This window comes from Gilliamella sp. wkB18 (assembly GCF_001690875.1).
GTDB lineage: Bacteria > Pseudomonadota > Gammaproteobacteria > Enterobacterales > Orbaceae > Gilliamella > Gilliamella apicola_A.
The window spans coordinates 1-883 of record NZ_LZHM01000015.1; the positions used below are offsets into that span (position 1 = coordinate 1).

Here is an 883-nt window from a genome sequence, read left to right on the forward strand (position 1 = left end):
GGACACCGTTAAAGAAGGTGAAAGCCAAGATAAAAAAATGCACCAACTGGCGATTGACTTAGGCTCGTTAGCATTATTAAGTGTTGATAGCGTGGCTTTATACCGTGACATCAAATTAAAAATGCAGCTAGTTAAAGCGATGCGTTCAACAGTTTCGGGCACATTAGTACCTGAAATTAAAGCTAAACAGATGTTAAATACCTTGATTTCTAAAACCGTAGCCAAAGCTTTTGCGGCTATAACTATTTTTGAAGCCTTAGGCGAGTTAAAAAGTGCCTTGGGGATGTGGAATATGGAGCATAAAAGTTATTTTATCGCTAGAACTGGTGGAGCTGTATTATTAGGAGCTGGCGCTATATTTTTATTAGCTAGTTCAAGCATTGTAATAGGATTGGGCGTTATATTATCATTGTGGGGCTTATATTTAATTGCAAGTAGCAAAAAATACGATAATTTTACCCCTATCGATCACTGGTTAAACCGCTGTTATTTTGGGGTGCAAGAAGAGTTTACCTATTTAGGGTATGGCGCTTATCACGAAGAGCAAGAGGCATTTGTGGGTTTTGGGCAGTCGGTAAATGACTATTTGGTTGCGGTGTCGGGCATTGACACCTTTATGATCTTTAAAAAACCAAGTTCATTTAGTGGGATGAAGCTACATCACCGCCACCTCTATTTTTATTTAACATACCCGAATAATGCAACCATCGCCCACCTGCCGTTGCAGGCCACGGTTACATTATTTGGCAAGAATGGGCAACGTGATGAGGATATGATTGAATCTCGCTTTAATATCAGTTCAACAGGGGTAAATAACCACTCAGTAGTGGCGCACTCCCCAATCCACCTAAACGAAGATAAAGCCAAAGAAACCCTAAAAATC

The 883-nt window shown here is 40.1% G+C and carries 1 protein-coding gene; it reads left to right on the forward strand.

Features of this window, described 5'->3' with window-relative positions:
- The coding region (locus A9G48_RS11415; protein ID WP_176701977.1) for a hypothetical protein at positions 1-883 on the forward strand (883 nt) is incomplete at both ends.